Source organism: Polycladidibacter stylochi (assembly GCF_001562055.1).
Lineage (GTDB): Bacteria > Pseudomonadota > Alphaproteobacteria > Rhizobiales > Stappiaceae > Pseudovibrio > Pseudovibrio stylochi.
In genome coordinates this window covers 256,145-272,523 of sequence record NZ_LLWE01000024.1, presented here as the reverse complement: position 1 = coordinate 272,523, position 16,379 = coordinate 256,145, and the positions used below count along the sequence as shown (strand labels likewise).

Annotated in this window: 15 protein-coding genes; 10 read left to right on the top strand and 5 right to left on the bottom strand. The window is 46.5% G+C overall.

Going from position 1 to position 16,379, the window contains the following annotated elements:
• Positions 1-144: 144 nt before the first annotated feature.
• The 7 genes from AYK67_RS07705 (at position 145) to trpS (ending at position 8,739) form a co-directional block, all read left to right on the top strand.
• Entirely contained in the window at positions 145-888 is a 744-nt protein-coding gene (locus AYK67_RS07705) for a Tim44/TimA family putative adaptor protein (protein WP_068084544.1), read from the top strand.
• A complete protein-coding gene (gene mltA / locus AYK67_RS07700; RefSeq protein WP_162265091.1) occupies positions 833-2,017 on the top strand; it encodes a murein transglycosylase A in 1,185 nt (394 codons plus the stop codon). The genes AYK67_RS07705 and mltA overlap by 56 nt, the downstream gene beginning before the upstream one ends.
• Positions 2,017-2,670 carry a Smr/MutS family protein gene (locus tag AYK67_RS07695; RefSeq protein ID WP_068084540.1) on the top strand — a complete coding sequence of 218 codons (654 nt, stop codon included), beginning with the start codon at positions 2,017-2,019 and terminating at the stop codon, positions 2,668-2,670. Before mltA ends, AYK67_RS07695 begins: the two co-directional genes overlap by 1 nt.
• A complete protein-coding gene (locus AYK67_RS07690; protein WP_068084536.1) occupies positions 2,667-3,038 on the top strand; it encodes a helix-turn-helix domain-containing protein in 372 nt (123 codons plus the stop codon). Before AYK67_RS07695 ends, AYK67_RS07690 begins: the two co-directional genes overlap by 4 nt.
• Before the next feature lie 95 nt (positions 3,039-3,133).
• On the top strand, positions 3,134-5,956 hold the full coding sequence (locus tag AYK67_RS07685) for a [protein-PII] uridylyltransferase (RefSeq protein WP_082735703.1): 2,823 nt from the start codon (positions 3,134-3,136) through the stop codon (positions 5,954-5,956).
• Between the two features lie 5 nt (positions 5,957-5,961).
• Complete coding sequence (murJ, locus tag AYK67_RS07680; protein WP_208976237.1) at positions 5,962-7,521, top strand: murein biosynthesis integral membrane protein MurJ; 1,560 nt, start codon at positions 5,962-5,964, stop codon at positions 7,519-7,521.
• A 132-nt stretch (positions 7,522-7,653) separates the two neighbouring features.
• Positions 7,654-8,739 carry a tryptophan--tRNA ligase gene (gene trpS, locus AYK67_RS07675; RefSeq protein ID WP_068084533.1) on the top strand — a complete coding sequence of 362 codons (1,086 nt, stop codon included), beginning with the start codon at positions 7,654-7,656 and terminating at the stop codon, positions 8,737-8,739.
• A gap of 61 nt (positions 8,740-8,800) precedes the next feature.
• On the opposite strand, the gene AYK67_RS07670 is transcribed toward trpS, so the two are convergent.
• Together AYK67_RS07670 and AYK67_RS07665 are read right to left on the bottom strand one after the other, a co-directional pair.
• Positions 8,801-9,928: an HlyD family secretion protein gene (locus AYK67_RS07670; protein ID WP_068084529.1), complete on the bottom strand. Its 1,128-nt coding sequence runs from the start codon at positions 9,926-9,928 to the stop codon at positions 8,801-8,803.
• Complete coding sequence (locus AYK67_RS07665; protein ID WP_068084527.1) at positions 9,928-10,284, bottom strand: DUF3302 domain-containing protein; 357 nt, start codon at positions 10,282-10,284, stop codon at positions 9,928-9,930. Before AYK67_RS07665 ends, AYK67_RS07670 begins: the two co-directional genes overlap by 1 nt.
• Positions 10,285-10,591: 307 nt before the next feature.
• Here AYK67_RS07665 and trpA point away from each other — a divergent pair, with 307 nt between their 5' ends.
• The 3 genes from trpA to AYK67_RS07650 all read left to right on the top strand — a co-directional run bounded on the left by trpA (position 10,592) and on the right by AYK67_RS07650 (position 13,847).
• Positions 10,592-11,422: a tryptophan synthase subunit alpha gene (gene trpA / locus AYK67_RS07660; protein ID WP_068085318.1), complete on the top strand. Its 831-nt coding sequence runs from the start codon at positions 10,592-10,594 to the stop codon at positions 11,420-11,422.
• Between the two features lie 79 nt (positions 11,423-11,501).
• Positions 11,502-12,434 carry an acetyl-CoA carboxylase, carboxyltransferase subunit beta gene (gene accD / locus AYK67_RS07655; protein ID WP_068085315.1) on the top strand — a complete coding sequence of 311 codons (933 nt, stop codon included), beginning with the start codon at positions 11,502-11,504 and terminating at the stop codon, positions 12,432-12,434.
• A gap of 87 nt (positions 12,435-12,521) precedes the next feature.
• Positions 12,522-13,847 (top strand): bifunctional folylpolyglutamate synthase/dihydrofolate synthase, encoded by a 1,326-nt coding sequence (locus AYK67_RS07650; protein ID WP_068084523.1) that lies wholly within the window; start codon positions 12,522-12,524, stop codon positions 13,845-13,847.
• 45 nt (positions 13,848-13,892) lie between these two features.
• On the opposite strand, the gene cysK is transcribed toward AYK67_RS07650, so the two are convergent.
• From cysK to dut, 3 genes are all read right to left on the bottom strand, one after another.
• Positions 13,893-14,858, bottom strand: a complete 966-nt coding sequence (gene cysK / locus AYK67_RS07645; RefSeq protein WP_068084519.1) for a cysteine synthase A — start codon at positions 14,856-14,858, stop codon at positions 13,893-13,895.
• Between the two features lie 215 nt (positions 14,859-15,073).
• The gene (locus AYK67_RS07640; RefSeq protein ID WP_068084516.1) at positions 15,074-15,766 is read right to left on the bottom strand and encodes an HAD family hydrolase; all 693 of its coding nucleotides are present in this window, start codon (positions 15,764-15,766) and stop codon (positions 15,074-15,076) included.
• A 20-nt stretch (positions 15,767-15,786) separates the two neighbouring features.
• Entirely contained in the window at positions 15,787-16,239 is a 453-nt protein-coding gene (gene dut, locus AYK67_RS07635) for a dUTP diphosphatase (protein ID WP_068084513.1), read from the bottom strand.
• Positions 16,240-16,379: the final 140 nt, after the last annotated feature.

Sequence of the window (16,379 nt, the reverse complement as noted above, 5' to 3'; positions counted from 1 at the left end):
GACTGGTGGAACTGCTATAAAGAAACCTTAAATTAGTGACAGCAACTACATATATAATGTAGAGCAAGCTATGAGGGTAACTTCTCACAGTGATTATGTGAGGCTTATTAGCGCAACGATAACAGGAGCGTTCGGTATCGCGGCATGAACGACATTTTTGACATCTATAATATCGCCCTGCTTATTATCGCAGTATTAGTTTTTCTTAAGTTGCGGTCTGTTTTGGGGCAACGTACGGGTAATGAGCAAACACCATACGACCGCTTCTCAATGCAACAGCAAGAGAAAAACGAGGCGCAAAAGCAAGAACAAGCCAAAACTACCGGTGATAATGTAATTCAACTTCCTGGTACCGAGGAAGCACAGGCACCTGTAAACATTGACGATATAAAAGAGCGTTGCAAAACAGCTATTGATAAAGTTGCTCAACGCGATAGCACTATTTCCAACCAACTTCATGAGCTGCTTGAAGTCGAACCACAATTCCATATTGGCGAATTTCTAGATGGTGCTAAGGCCGCCTATGAAATGATCGTTATGGCTTTTGCCGAGGGTAATAAAAAAGCGCTACAAAACTTACTCTCGCAGGACGTTTTTGATGGTTTTGTCAAAGCGATTGATGAACGCGAACAACGGAAAGAGCGCGTTGAAACTGTTTTTATTGGTATTGATAAAATTGAGATCGCGAATGTTGAGCAAAAGGACGGCCTTGCCAAAATTAGCCTACGCTTAAAAAGCCAGCTCATTACTGCTACACGCAACCAGCAAGGCGAGGTTGTCGAGGGTGATCCAGCGCAAGTGACGGAAGTAATCGACCGCTGGACCTTTGCGCGTGAAATTGGCAGCAGCAATCCTAATTGGCTCTTGGTGGCAACCGAGGCTGTGTAGTTTTTTGCTAAATGATAACAAAAAGCGGTTCAGTTTGCTTTTGCAAGTGGGTACCGCTTTTTTATTTGCACTTTGTTTGGGAAGCAGCTTTGCAATAGCCAACGGAAAGCAAAGTATGAGTTTATTATTGAAAGTGCTCCCTGAAGCGATACCGGGCTGGGCCTATGAGAACCATGCAGCAGCATACAAAGCACTTAGACAACAGTGCAAGCAGAGGCATAGTTCACTAAAGAAAAATGAAGGCATTAAGCAGTTATGCCATACGATTATTAAGCGTGGCTCCTTATCAGCAAATGAAGCGAAAAAGTTTTTTGAAGCAAGTTTCGACTTTTATAAGAATACACAAGCCGGTTTTGTAACAGGATATTTCCAGCCAGTAATTGAAGCCTCTCTCCACGCTGATAGCGAATATACTGTTCCTCTTTATTCCCTACCCCGTAATATGCAACAGCTGCCCAGCCGCGGCGAAGTCATGGATGGCGCCTTAAAAGGGAAAGAACTTGAACTGGTTTTTTTGAAGAACCCAATTGATGCTTTTTTTATCGCCATTCAGGGGTCAGCACGCCTACGTTTAAAAAATGGTAGAGTTGCACAGCTCAAATATGCTGGTAAATCCGGGCATCCGTATACTCCAATTGGCAAGCATTTAATTGCATCTGGCGAAATCAATTCTGCAGATATGTCGATGCAAGCCATTCGTAACTGGTTGATCAATAACCCTGAAAAGCGCGATAATTTACTTAGACAAAACCAGTCCTATATATTTTTCAGTCTTGATTACAACACCAGTACAAGTAGTGAACCAACAGGTGCTGCCGGCATTCCTTTACAAAGTCTTCGTAGTTTGGCTGTTGACCCTAAATACCACGCGTATGGCTCTTTGGTGTTCGTTTCTGGAAAGCTTCCTTTTCTTCGGGATGACAAAACAATTAAAAGCGTTGAAACCGGGCGAATTTTCCTTGCCCATGATACAGGATCCGCCATTAAGGGACGCGCAAGAGGTGATATTTATTTTGGCAGTGGAGCAAAGGCAGGAAATTTAGCCGGAAGCGTCAAACATAAAGCAAGCTTCTACGAATTACGTCCAAAGCCGAGTAATCTAACCATTAAAACCCATGGCCGAAGTTAATGAATACTAATAAAAAAAATAGACCATGGAAGACACTCAGCAAAGGTGACCGGGAGTTATGGCATAAAGTTACATCAACACTCACGCCGACAAAGCGAGACCGTGTCCCTTTTGCCTTTGGTAATGAAGTTGACTTTTTAACTCAATCAATCCCCAAAGCTAGCCATGACCCCAAAGCTTCTTTAGTCAATAAAAGTGAAACGACAAAAGCCACCCCAAAAAATGGCAGTGGTTTACCCCCTTATGTACCTGCAAAGCCCGATAAACCCAGTGCACCTCCTCTTTCACCTCTTTCTCGGCGGGAACGTAAAAAGCTTATTCGCAGCAAAGGGCGCTCTTTTGACGGGCGGATTGATTTACATGGCATGACACAGCACCAAGCCTATGAGCGACTGCGCGGTTTTTTACATCAAAGCCAAGTTATGGGACACTCAATCGTTCTGGTTATTACCGGTAAGGGCTACACTGGCGGGTTGCACCATATCGGCGAAGGGCGCGGTGTTTTACGGCGTATGGTTCCTCAATGGTTGTCACTTCCTGATATGCGTCATTATGTTATTGGTTATGAGATTGCCCATATTAAAGATGGTGGCGAAGGTGCGCTATATGTACGAATTCGACGCCGCAAAGGAACATCCAGAGATTACCCATGACCCCTTTTGGAACCAAACTTAGGGAACTAAGAAAGAAGCGTAACATTACAATGAAAGAGATGGCGGATGCGCTATCTGTATCTAGTGCGTATCTTTCCGCCCTTGAGCATGGCAAACGTGGCTTGCCAACTTGGTATATGGTGCAACGGATTATAACTTATTTTAATGTGATTTGGGATGAAGCTGAAGAACTGCAACGCCTTGCCGAAATATCTAATCCAAAAATCACAATTGATACTGCCGGGCTACACCCCAAAGCAACAGAGCTTACTAATCAACTCGCCCTAAAGATTAATGGACTATCTGACAGCTCGCTTGAGCATTTGTTGCATCAATTACGTGTGGTTGCTGCCAAGGACAATATTTAGGCATTCAAACACATAAATGCCTAAGTTTTCAGTTTGGTTATTTTCTAAGCATTCGGTAATCTTGGTCAAATTGCCCTTTTAAATGGACAGGGAAAATGAAGCCAGAAGCGTTAATTGCAAAACAATGTATCGACACAGATCAATTAATGGGCGAGTTTGATCAATTATTAGCCCATCATAAGAATGCACAATCTCTTAAATTACGTAATGCCCTATTATCCCACTTAAAGGATTTTTATCAAAAATCCAGAAAACATATTGAAGAGCAATTACTTGAAGATGGCGCAGGGCGTCATTGTGCTGAGCGCCTCTCCTTATTACAAGACTTAATCATTACAGCCATCTATGAGTTTGCAGTAACAAAGGTATACCCCATAAAAAACCCAAGTACCGCTGAGCATCTAGCTGTTATTGCTGTTGGCGGCTATGGTCGTGGTACTTTGGCTCCTGAGTCTGATTTGGATCTTTTATTCGTATGGCCCTATAAACAAACTCCCTGGAGCGATCAGGTCATTGAGTATATTTTGTACCTTCTTTGGGATATGGGCCTAAAAGTTGGGCACGCAACACGCAATATTGAAGAATGCTTGCGCCATGCCCGTGACGACATGACCATCCGAACAGCCATTTTAGAAGCGCGGTATATTTGTGGTGAACAAGAGCTCTATCAAAACCTCCTAAAGCGCTTTGATAAAGAACTTGTGGCCGCAACCGGCCCCGAGTTTATTGCAGCTAAGTTAGAAGAACGTGATGCACGCCATGAAAGACAAGGGGCGTCACGCTATCTGGTCGAGCCCAATGTAAAGGAAAGCAAAGGCGGGCTACGTGATCTCAATACCCTTTTTTGGATAGGTAAGTACTATTACCGTGTCCGCAATGGTAATGATCTGGTCAAGCTAGGTGTTTTTTCGCGCCGTCAATTGAATCGATTCCGCAAGGCCCAAGACTTTTTATGGGCAGTACGTTGCCATTTGCATTTTATCCGCAAACGGCCTGAGGAACGGTTATCATTTGATGTACAACAAGAAATAGCAACCCGACTTGGGTATACAGATCACCCGGGGATGCGAAGCGTTGAACGTTTCATGAAGCATTATTTTCTTGTAGCAAAAGATGTGGGCGATTTAACACGAATATTTGCCGCTTCGCTAGAAGAAAAGCATGCCAAAGCAGCGCCAGGTATTTCACGCTTTTTAGAATCTATCGTTCCTGGAAAGTGGGGGCGCAGACAAAAGATTAAAGGCAGCAACGATTTCCAAATTACGAATGGCCGCATAGTCGCTGTAAATGAAGATATTTTCAAAAAGGACCCAGTTAACCTAATACGCGTTTTTTATCTGATAGATAAATGTAATGCAGATATTCACCCCGATTTGCTCAAACTTGTTCGCTGGTCTCGGCGTCTCATTACACCTCAATTTCGTAAAAATGAGCAAGCCAATCGTATTTTTTTGAAAATACTATGCTCTCGTAATGATCCCGAACCTGTTTTGCGCGCCATGAATGAAGCGGGTGTGCTTGGCAAGTTCATTCCCGAATTTGGCCGTATCGTGGCAATGATGCAGTTCAACATGTATCACCATTATACGGTTGATGAGCATCTCATACGCTCTATTGGCGTGCTTTCTGAAATTGAGCGCGGTATGGGTGGTGATGAACACCCGCTTTCCACCGAACTCATCAAAGAAATTCCCAACAGGCGCGTTTTATATGTTGCAACTTTACTGCACGACATAGCTAAAGGGCGGCCGGAGGATCATTCAGTTGCTGGTGCAAAAGTGGCGCGCAGCCTATGCCCACGGCTTGGTCTTTCTGCTGCGGAAACAGATAGTGTTGTCTGGTTAATCGCCCACCACCTTGAAATGAGTACAGTTGCGCAGTCTCGTGACCTTTCTGACCCACAAACTATCAAGGACTTTTGCCAGAAGGTACAGAGCCTTGAACGTTTGAAACTGCTACTAATTTTAACTGTAGCTGACATCCGCGCTGTGGGGCCCGGTGTGTTTAACGGTTGGAAAGGCCAATTGCTGCGGACCCTTTATTACGAAAGCGAAACCATTTTGAGTGGCGGTCATAGCAACCTTAGTCACCGTCAACGCGTTGAGCATGCCAAACAAGAACTCCATGACGCACTAAAAAATTGGCCGAACGACGTAAGAAAAAAATACTTACAGCGTCATTATCCGGCATACTGGTTACGGGTTGATTTGGAGCGTAAAATCAAACATGCCAATTTGATTTTAACAACTGACCAAAGCAACGAGCACCTTGCAACTCTTGTGGAGCCACATGCTTTTGAAGGTGTTACCGAGATAACTATTCTTGCGCCAGACCACCCGCGTCTCTTGTCTATTATCACCCAGGCCTGTTTTTCCGCAGGTGCCAATATTGTAGATGCACAAATTGACACAACGACCGATGGGTTAGCCTTGGACACAATCTGTATTCGGCGCGAACTACCTGAAGATGCTGACGAAAAGAGGCGGGGTGAGCGGATTGGTCAATACATATGTGATGCTTTACGTGGCACAGCCCCTGTTCCAGAACCGAAGCGAAACCACAAGAAAGCTGCGAAAAACAAGAGGACCTTTAAACTTGAAACCAGCGTATTACTTAGCAACTCTTGGTCAGCAAAATATACCGTTTTAGAAATTACAGGCCTTGATCGTGCCGGTCTCTTGTTTGATTTAACAACTGTGATGTCATCGCTCAACCTGAACATTGCTTCTGCACATGTGGGGACATTTGGTGAGCGGGTTGTGGATGTTTTTTATGTAACCGACTTAACGGGACAAAAAATTAGCAATGTTGGCCGTCAAGATGATATTCGCAAGAGATTAAAGGCAGCATTCGATGCTGTTCCGGTTGAAAAAACTGCCAATCGGACTAAAAAGCCGCGTCACAAAATTGCGAGTTAAATGTATTGTCCAAGCTGATAAAGAACTTTGCCAAAGTTGGTAGTGCAACCCTGTTAAGCCGTCTGCTCGGCTTCATTCGTGATGTGATGCTGGCGGCAACCGTTGGTACTGGGCCGGTAGCAGATGCTTTCGTGGTTGCCTTTCGCTTACCCAACCTGTTTCGGCGCTTGTTCGCGGAAGGGGCATTTAACTCTGCCTTTGTGCCGCTGTTTGCCCGTAAGTTGGAAGAAGAAGGCCAGCGCGGCGCACGGCAATTTGCCGGTGAAGTCGGGGCAGGGCTACTAAGCGTTTTGCTGTTAATTACGGCATTGGCACAAATTGCTATGCCTCTGTTGGTGTTGGTTCTTGCGCCAGGCTATAGCAGTGAAGCGGACAAGTTCGCACTCACCACGCTTATGGCGCGCATCACCTTTCCCTATCTGATCTTTATGTCCCTCCTGGCCTTTGTCAGTGGTATTTTGAACAGTCTTGGGCGTTTTTTCATGGCTGCCCTGGCGCCGGTGATGCTGAATGTCGTTATGATCTGTGTTTTTGTGATTGTTTGGGCTTTGGGCGATCTTTCAGACCGCAGCACCGGCATATTGCTCGCTTGGGGCGTTGCTGTTGCCGGCGTGGTGCAGCTGCTTTTGGTGCTGGTGGATTTGCGGCGGGTTGGCTTTTCCGTTCCGGTGTTGCGACCACGCTTTACCAAAGGGGTTAAGCGCCTACTTGTGCTTGGTGTGCCCGGAATTCTGGCGGGCGGGATCACGCAGATAAACGTCACTGTGGGCACGATTATCGCCTCGTTGCAGGAGAGCGCCAACTCTTATCTGTACTATGCCGACAGGGTCTATCAATTACCACTTGGTGTTGTGGGCATTGCCATAGGGGTGGTGCTGCTGCCAAGCTTAACCCAGCAACTACGCGCGGGCGAACACAAAGCAGCATTGCACGCGCAAAACCGATCTATGGAGTTTGCGCTTGCGCTCACGCTTCCAGCTACGCTTGCCCTACTGATTATCCCTGATGCAATCGTGGCTGTTCTTTTCCAGCGCGGGGCCTTCAGCGCTGAGGCTGTGGCGCAAACGGCAGCGGCTCTGCGCGCCTTTGCGTTTGGTTTGCCTGCATTTGTGCTGATTAAGATGCTATCTCCAGGTTATTTTGCGCGTGAAGATACCAAGACGCCAATGCACTTTGCAGCAGCTTCCATGGTGGTCAATGTGGGGCTTTCGCTAGCACTGTTTCCATTGCTTTCCCATGTAGGTATTGCAGTTGCTACCGCAGCTGCGGGCTGGGTAAACGCTGCGCTGCTGGGTGTGAGTTTGTGGCGGCGAGGACACTTTCAGCTTGATGCGGCTCTGATGCGGCGGGTGCCACTGTTACTGCTGGCCAGCGTATTGATGGGCGGGGTTGTGTATTTGCTTGAGGGGGCCCTAGCGACTTATCTGTGGCAAGGTGTTTTTGCTGTCCGCTTTGCGGCGCTTATGGCGCTGGTGCTGGTTGGCGTTGCCTCATTTGCATTGTTTGTACAGCTGAGCGGCGCTGTTGATCTGTTGGGGCACACGAAGCGCATAGTGCGCCGATGACGCGCACTCCCATTTTTTCCAGCTGTGGAACCTGCCTGCACTTGCGAAAAGCGGCCAAACTCGCCATAACAACCACGCAATTTCCAGCCCACTTGAGGCCCTTCCAACAGGCCGTAACCTAGGGATTATTCAATGACGACCATTCAAAGTCGCGTTTTTTCCGGTGTTCAACCCACCGGTAACTTACACCTTGGCAACTACCTTGGTGCCATCTCACGCTTTGTGCCTTTGCAAGACCAGATGCCTTCCATTTATTGTGTCGTTGATTTACATGCAATTACTGTATGGCAAGACCCAGCAGAGCTGACCCGCGCCACGCGCGAAGTTACCGCAGCTTATCTGGCAGCCGGCATTGACCCCAAAAAGGCAATTATCTTTAATCAGAGCCAAGTACGTGAGCACGCTGAACTGGCTTGGATTTTCAACTGTGTCGCGCGTATGGGCTGGCTGAAACGCATGACGCAGTTTAAGGACAAAGCCGGAAAACACGCAGAAAATGCTTCTGTTGGTCTGTTCGCCTATCCCAACCTGATGGCAGCGGACATTCTGGCTTACCGGGCGACGCACGTGCCGGTTGGCGATGATCAAAAACAACATCTGGAGCTGACCCGCGACATTGCGCAGAAGTTTAACAACGACTTTGCCGATCAAATCAAGGAGTTGGGCCTTGGTGTACCGAACCCTGAACCAAGCCATGAGGCACCGGAGGAAATTTACTTTCCTTTGACCGAGCCAATGATTGCAGGGCCAGCAACCCGCATTATGAGCCTGCGTGATGGCAATAAGAAGATGTCCAAGTCTGATCCTTCGGACTTGTCCCGCATCAACCTAACAGACGATGCCGACACAATTGCCAAGAAAATCAAGAAAGCCAAGACTGATCCTGACGCGCTGCCAAGCGAAGTTGACGGGCTGGAAGGTCGCGCCGAGGCCGATAATCTTGTGGGCATTTACGCTGCGCTTTCCGGCAAAAGCAAAGCGGATGTGCTGAGCGAGTTTGGCGGACAGCAGTTCTCGGCATTCAAGCCTGCGCTTTCTGAGCTGGCAGTCGAGAAGCTCGCCCCTATGAACGGCGAGATGACCCGTTTGATGAACGATGCTTCAGCTATCGATGCGGTGCTGAAGGACGGCGCAGAGCGGGCCAGTGCCATTGCCGAACCGGTACTGCACGATGTACGCCGTATCATGGGCTTTTTAGAAAGCCGCTATGGTTCGTAAACACACCATTTTTCTAGGCCCTTTGCTTTCATTGGGCCTAGAAAAAACGGCTGCATTATCGTTAGTGGTCGAATGAGAGGTAGTTCAACCACGCCTGCATACGCAGTAATATACGGCGAATAATTTGCAGCGGTACAAGTGTTTCTGTGTAAACAGCAACATGCGCATATGCACCGCCTGGCAAATCGAATTGTGACATATCATCTTCAATTCTTATTATCGCATTTATTCTCCCTGGAGCTGCACGTGTTTCGGGCGCAATTAGTGTTCCAGTAGGCTCGAGTTGGCCTGCGGCGATGTAGTCGACCAACTGATAGATTTTCGCTTTGAAGATTCTTCCCGGAATACCAATAAAAGCAACTTCCACTTCATCACCCGGTTTTAGCTGCTGCATATGAATTTGCAAAAAACTTGCAACAACATCCCGGCGTTGCTTGCTAATAAACACCATTGAGGGGAATAAACGACGCGCCATAAACCCCGGTTTTATTGCAAAATTAGTCGCATAACCATCTTCCGGAGCAAATATCGTTGCATGCTTGATGTTCCATTCTTCTTTTGCAATTAGCGCATCAATTTCTTCTATTTCAGCAACTGTACCATCTGCAACTTTTGTATTCACAGTTATTCTGGCAGTTTCTCTGGCTGCATATGCACTTTGCAGTGCCGCGAGTGCGCTTTCTAATTCTTGCTCTCTAAATTGGACTGCGGCAACTGTACCAACATCTTTTGTCGCTAAGTCTCGAGCGTCATCAAAGCGTATTCGCGCTAACTCCAAAGAGGCCTTTGCCGTTTTAACTTGTGCCTCTGCCTCTATAAGTGCTTGTTTCTTTCCCTCATAGTCAGCAACCACTTGTGCCCGGCGGGCTTTTAGCGTTCTTAGCTGAGTTTCAAAGGGAAAACTGTCAACTGCAAACAGCTTTTCTCCCTTATGAAGAAGTGTGTTGGGCTTCACCCAAACATCGACCACCAGTGCCCTATGTGTGGAAATAATTGGTGTGGTTCGATAAAAAGTACGTGCCACTGTTGCTGTTGGGTGGCTGTAATTCATGGCAACAATAATTGCCCCCACCAATAAAAAGCCACCAATCGAGGCTGTTGTAACCGTGTATCCGGTGACTGGTATTTTAAGCACCTTAAATGCAACCACACAAAGAGCTGCATAGGTTAACAGCATGAGGGTTTCCATTAGAACTGATCTCCCTCTTTCTTGTTTTCTTTTATTTTTTGCTGAAGGTTGCTCATTTGGCTTTCAAGCTCACTGAGTTTTTCATCTAGTGATTTTTCTTCACCTTCTTTTGCTGCAGCAAAACCAAATCCGCGGTTGGGCTGATAGGCCATGGCCCAAATCCATAAAAACGGCCACAAAGCATGCAAGGTAAATAACGATACCCACCCTGCCGCATGAATAGCATCAGCATGTGGGTGATGTCTTTTTTCTGCGATTTTCGCTGGAATGTCATGAATAAACACAATTCCATAGACAAAAACGAAAAACACAAAAAAAACAATCCCAAGAGCAAGCCAGCTTAATGCGTCGTACACCTGTACCTCCGTTTTTTGGGATAACTAAACACCGGACAGGTTAGTATTTTACTGAAGCCGCATAATTTCTGGCCTTAATAGTTTGTATGGTTATCTGAAGGTTTACTGGTCTAAATTGATTTTACTATGCGAAGAAAGGTAATAGTTTTGAAATTACAGCCTATGAATTCTTGAAGAAAACTTCGGATTTGCGGATATAAATTATTCCTTTAAATTAGGTGGTTTGATTGACAGAACAGGTATTAGGCTTCTACATCAATATACCTCACTATGAGGTTTAAGTATTCTACTCGCCATGGCTGGAAATATGACAGAAACTCGAATTGATCGCCGCTTTGCAAAGCTTAAAGCAGAAGGACGCGCCGCACTCGTTACATTTATCAGTGCTGGTGATCCAGACTTGGAAACATCACAGGCCATTCTTAACGCTTTGCCTGCCGCTGGTAGCGATATTATCGAACTTGGCATGCCATTTTCAGACCCAATGGCCGAGGGCGTTCCTATTCAGCTTTCCACCCAGCGGGCATTGGCGCAAGGGCATACCATGGAAAAAACCTTTGCCATGGTGCGTAAATTTAGAGAGCAAGATCAGGATACCCCAATTGTTTTAATGGGTTATTACAACCCTATCTTTGTTCGTGAACCCGCAAAATTTGTTGAAGAAGCGAAAGCTTCTGGCGTTGATGGGCTGATTGTTGTTGATTTGCCTGCGGAAGCTGATGATGAATTATGTATACCGGCGCTAAAAGCCGGGGTGAACTTCATTCGCCTAACAACACCCACAACTGATGATAAACGTTTACCCGTAGTACTGGAAAATACGTCAGGTTTCGTTTACTACGTTTCTGTCAACGGTGTTACGGGTGCAAAAGGTGCGCAAACCAGCGAAATAACAACGGCAGTGAATAGAATTAAATCACATACGTCGCTACCGGTTGCTGTGGGCTTTGGGGTTAAAACCGCCAAGCAGGCAGAGGACATTGGGGCGCATGCTGATGGCGTTGTTGTTGGTTCGGTATTGGTTGAAGCTGTTCGTAAAAGCCTTGATGAAAATGGGCAAGCAACAGACACAACCTTGCAAGCTGTAACGGATGTGGTTAAAGAACTACGCAGCGGCGTAAATAGAGCCACAAAATAGCCTTTTGATTTTTTAGTTGCTTGGCGTTAGGGTCAGGCACGATGATTTGATAACAATAGCAACAACTGGCGGGCTGCCTGTGAACTGGATTAATAACCTTGTTCGGCCGAAAATCCGCAGCTTTCTTGAAAAGCGCGACGTGCCGGAAAACCTTTGGATCAAATGCCCAGAATCTGGCGAAATGGTCTTCCACCGTGATTTGGAAGCCAACCAGTGGGTTGTTCCTAATTCTAATTTCCATATGCGCATAGCGGGGAAAAAACGGCTTGAGTATTTCTTTGATGGTGGCAACTTTGAAAAAGTTGAAACCCCGGAAGTCGCCGTTGATCCGCTAAAATTTCGCGATCAACGGCGCTATGTAGATCGTTTGAAGGATGCCAAAGCCAAAACAGAGCTGGAAGATTCCGTTCTGGTGGCAAAAGGTAAAGTCAATGGCTACGACTTAACTGCTGCTGTTCAGGATTTTGCCTTTATGGGTGGATCGCTTGGCATGGCTGCAGGTGAAGCTATCATTTGCGGCATGGAAACAGCTGTAGCCAACAAGACACCATTCGTTATGTTTGCAGCTTCCGGCGGCGCGCGGATGCAAGAGGGTATTTTGTCTCTCATGCAGTTGCCACGCACTACTGTTGCTGTGCAAATGCTACGCGATGCCGGCTTGCCTTACATTGTGGTGCTTACGAACCCGACAACCGGCGGTGTTACTGCATCCTATGCTATGCTGGGTGATGTTCATATTGCCGAACCGGGCGCACTTATCGGCTTTGCTGGCCAGCGCGTGATTGAACAAACCATTCGCGAAAAATTGCCTGAAGGCTTCCAGCGTTCAGAATATCTACGCGACCATGGTATGGTGGATATGGTTGTGCATCGCCACGACATGAAAGAAACCATTTCCCAGCTTTGTAACTTGTTGATGAAGCGGGAAACGCTTTTGCCAGAACTTCCTAAAGAAACTTTGGCGCTGTCTGCACCGCAAAGTGAAGCTGGTCAAGAAAGCTTTGGCGCTTAAATCTATTTTGCGCTTGATGAACAAAGTCCGGCAATTTGCCGGGCTTTTTTATTGTCCTTTTGAATAATGGCGAAACAAGAGCACGATATGTCCACTTTGAAAGAATCACTTGCCGGTTTCATGGCTCTTCACCCCAATGAAATCGACCTTTCTTTGGACAGAATGAATCGCTTGCTCGAAGCTTTGGGGCGTCCCCAAGACAAACTACCCCCTGTCATTCACATTGCCGGTACAAATGGCAAGGGTTCAACAGGTGCGTATATTCGTGCATTATTGAGCGCTATAGATAAGCGGGTACATGTTTACACATCTCCCCACCTTGTGAATTTCAACGAACGTATTCGTTTAGGTGTAAGCGGTGCGTTTGTGTCTGATACACGTCTGTTAAAAGCGCTTGATGAAGTTGCAAAAGCTAACAATGGTGAGGAAATCACTTTTTTCGAAGCCACAACAGCCACGGCATTGCATATTTTTGCGCAAGAACCTGCGGACTATTTAATCTTAGAGGTTGGCCTTGGCGGGCTTTATGACGCCACAAATGTGGTCGCAAAGCCTGCGGCCTGTGTGATTACACCGATATCGCGTGATCATGAGAATTTTCTAGGTAGTGCCCTTTCTGGCATTGCCAAAGAAAAGGCAGGCATCATTAAGCATGGTGTACCTGTGATATGTGCCGAGCAGGTTGAAGAAGTCGAGGCCGTTATCGAGCGGCAAGCGGCACGCCAAGCTGCCAGCTTGAAAATTGCCCAACAACACTTTTCTGGCCACCTAGAAGCCGGGTCACTTGTTTTTCAAGATGATTACGGCCTAATGGACCTCAACCCACCGCGTTTGGCCGGATTGCATCAGCTACAAAATGCCAGCCTTGCCTTAGCAACACTGCGCGAAATCGGCTTGCTACGCGAACCAGATGATGCGGATATCATCAGCAAGGCATTGAAAGAAACAAAGTGGCCTGCACGTTTGCAGCCTATTTTTGACGGGGCAATTGTAGACGAGTTACCGCTACGCAGTGAACTTTGGCTTGATGGTGGCCATAACCCGGATGCGGGGCGTGCTATTTCGTTATTCCTTGCGGATTTACAGGAAAAGGCATCGCGGCCAACCTACATGATTTGCGGTATGCTCAACACAAAGGACCCGCAGGGCTATTTCACGGCGTTTAATGGCCTTGTGCAAAAGGTTATTTGTGTTCCCATCACAACAAGTAGTGTGGGTATTTCACCTGAAAAGCTCTGTGAATATGCGCAGGAAACAGGGCTTGAGGCCATCGCCGTTTCTTCGTTGGAAAGTGCTTTGCAGGAAATTCGCGGTTTCTCGCTAGACGGGGCAGAAGCTCCACGTGTGCTTATTGGTGGTTCGCTTTATTTAGCGGGAGAGGTGCTGGATAAAAACGGCACGCCGCCAAGGTAGGCAAAAGAATTGCCTACCCTTGTCTTGATCAAGGTTTATTGGATCCTAGCCTTCCAGGCCATCAAACAATGCGGTTGAGAGATAACGCTCTGCAAAGCTTGGAATAATAACCACAATGTTTTTACCAGCCATTTCATCACGTTGACCAAGCTCAATTGCGGCTTTTAAGGCTGCGCCAGATGAAATCCCCACAGGTACACCTTCGGTTTTGGCGAGTTCACGCGATGTCGCAAAAGCATCGTCATTAGCGATTTGAATGATTTCGTCATAAACTGTCGTGTCCAACACGCCCGGCACAAAGCCCGCACCGATACCTTGAATTTTATGGGGACCGGGTGCGCCACCAGAGAGAATTGGTGAGGCTTCCGGCTCAACTGCAATCACCTTTACCTCTGGATTGCGTTGTTTGAGTACCTGCGACACACCGGTAATCGTGCCACCTGTACCAATACCAGAGACGAAAGCGTCTACTTGGCCTTGTGTATCGTTCCAGATTTCTTCAGCTGTTGTATTGCGGTGAATTTCAGGGTTCGCAGGGTTTTCGAACTGTTGCGGTATGATTGAGTTCTCAATTTCTTTATTGAGTTCCTCAGCTTTTTGAACCGCTCCCTTCATACCTTTCGGACCTTCTGTCAGGACCAGCTCTGCACCGAGCAACTTAAGCATTTTACGCCGCTCTATAGACATTGTTTCAGGCATGACCAAAATCAGGCGATACCCCTTGGCAGCAGCAACAAAAGCCAAGGCAATACCGGTATTACCAGAGGTTGGCTCAATCAAAGTGGTTTTATTGGGCGAGATTTTACCTTCTGCTTCCAGAGCTTCCACCATAGCAACGCCGATACGGTCTTTCACACTGGAAATCGGGTTAAAAAATTCTAGTTTTGCAAGAATGTTTGCCTTCACACCATGCTGCTTGGCGATCTTATCAAGCCGTACAAGCGGTGTGTTACCAATCGTTTCTGTAATGCTATTGTAAATTTTGCCCCGACCATTTTCGAATGAACTCATCACGCTCTTCCTTGGAATCTATAGACTGAATATCTTTGGTTGTAGGGATATTAAGAGACACCAATTGAAGAAACGAGACTAGCTAACCTAAGGATAGGTAATGTTATAGAAAATTTTTCTATAATAGGTGTTTTATATAGAAAAAATGCCATAAGCAAAGAAAGCCATGGCATTAGTTTTCATATTTTCGAATATACTGTATCGATATTAAAATATTATTCTGAACTGTCGCTCTGCACGCCTTCATCAGCCTTTAAGCCTAATAATAACGGAAGCTCAGCCATATCTGTAAAAGGTATCCCCCCTAAATCACGCATCCGGTTTTGATCGGTCATGGGGTCTGCACAATAGGCAAATACCTTCATACCTGCAGCAACACCGGCCTCAACTCCTGGATAGCTGTCTTCGATAACAACACAATCCTCGGGCTTATTCCCCATAGAAAATGCAGCGTATAGGAAGATATCTGGTGCTGGCTTGCCGTTTTTACAGTCTTGTGCGGAAAAAAGCCGTTTTTCAAAATACTTGATAAGCTTTGAGGCTCCCAGCGTAACATTCATTTTCTCATAGCGCCCTGAAGAGCCTACACAAAATGGAAGATTTGCGCTTTGTAACTGCTGGATCACAGCTTCAACGCCAGGAATGGCATCAACACCAGCTTTAAAAGCTTCAATATCACTGGCACGAACTTTATCGGCCCAATCATCCGGTAGCTCTTGATCTGTCAGCTGCTGCACTTCTTCAAAGCAGCGCTCCATTGTCTTGCCGGTGAATTTCCTATGGCACTGTTCGGGTGACATTTCGATACCAAGCTCGGCAAGTTGTTGCGAGAAGATTTCATTCGCTATGGTTTCGGTGTCGACCAATACCCCATCGCAATCAAAGATGACCAGTTTAGGTTGCTGCATATTATTCTTTCTTATTGATTTCACTTTAAACCAGAGGAGCCAAAGCCACCTTCGCCTCTTTGCGTGTCTGATAGCGATGAAACCAAGGATAGTTTTACTTGTTGCACTGGCGCTATAACCAGCTGGGCAATACGCATACCATGCTCGATTACAAATGGTTCACTACCGAAATTAACCAGTATTACGCTCACTTCACCGCGATAATCACTATCAATCGTTCCTGGAGAGTTTAACACAGTTATTCCGTGTTTTATTGCCAACCCAGAACGTGGCCTTACTTGCCCTTCAAACCCTTCGGGTATGGCAAGCTTTAAACCAGTTGCAACCAGTGCCCGCCCATTGGGCGCTATGGTAATGGGCGTGCGTAATGCCGCTCTTAAATCCATTCCTGCAGCTTGGCTGGACTCGTAAGCCGGCAAGTCTAAACCTTGCGCATGATCCAGTTGGATGATTTTCAGTGTCGGTTCACTCATTTTATCTCACAAGCCGTTAGTGTAGATGTTTCATAGCAGTACCGCCTTGAGGTATCCACACCTAGATTTTGCATTACTCTTATAGTTTATTGAAAATTAACCTTGTTTCACATGAAACACCTGTTAGCCAGCTTACATTC

Bases quoted from the DNA above. Each gene is read 5' to 3' on its own strand.
- AYK67_RS07705 (WP_068084544.1), top strand. From the start codon at position 145: ATGAACGACATTTTTGACATCTATAATATCGCCCTGCTTATTATCGCA.
- AYK67_RS07695 (WP_068084540.1), top strand. From the start codon at position 2,017: ATGAATACTAATAAAAAAAATAGACCATGGAAGACACTCAGCAAAGGT.
- AYK67_RS07690 (WP_068084536.1), top strand. From the start codon at position 2,667: ATGACCCCTTTTGGAACCAAACTTAGGGAACTAAGAAAGAAGCGTAAC.
- AYK67_RS07685 (WP_082735703.1), top strand. From the start codon at position 3,134: ATGAAGCCAGAAGCGTTAATTGCAAAACAATGTATCGACACAGATCAA.
- trpS (WP_068084533.1), top strand. From the start codon at position 7,654: ATGACGACCATTCAAAGTCGCGTTTTTTCCGGTGTTCAACCCACCGGT.
- AYK67_RS07670 (WP_068084529.1), bottom strand. From the start codon at position 9,928: ATGGAAACCCTCATGCTGTTAACCTATGCAGCTCTTTGTGTGGTTGCA.
- trpA (WP_068085318.1), top strand. From the start codon at position 10,592: ATGACAGAAACTCGAATTGATCGCCGCTTTGCAAAGCTTAAAGCAGAA.
- AYK67_RS07650 (WP_068084523.1), top strand. From the start codon at position 12,522: ATGTCCACTTTGAAAGAATCACTTGCCGGTTTCATGGCTCTTCACCCC.
- cysK (WP_068084519.1), bottom strand. From the start codon at position 14,858: ATGAGTTCATTCGAAAATGGTCGGGGCAAAATTTACAATAGCATTACA.
- AYK67_RS07640 (WP_068084516.1), bottom strand. From the start codon at position 15,766: ATGCAGCAACCTAAACTGGTCATCTTTGATTGCGATGGGGTATTGGTC.
- dut (WP_068084513.1), bottom strand. From the start codon at position 16,239: ATGAGTGAACCGACACTGAAAATCATCCAACTGGATCATGCGCAAGGT.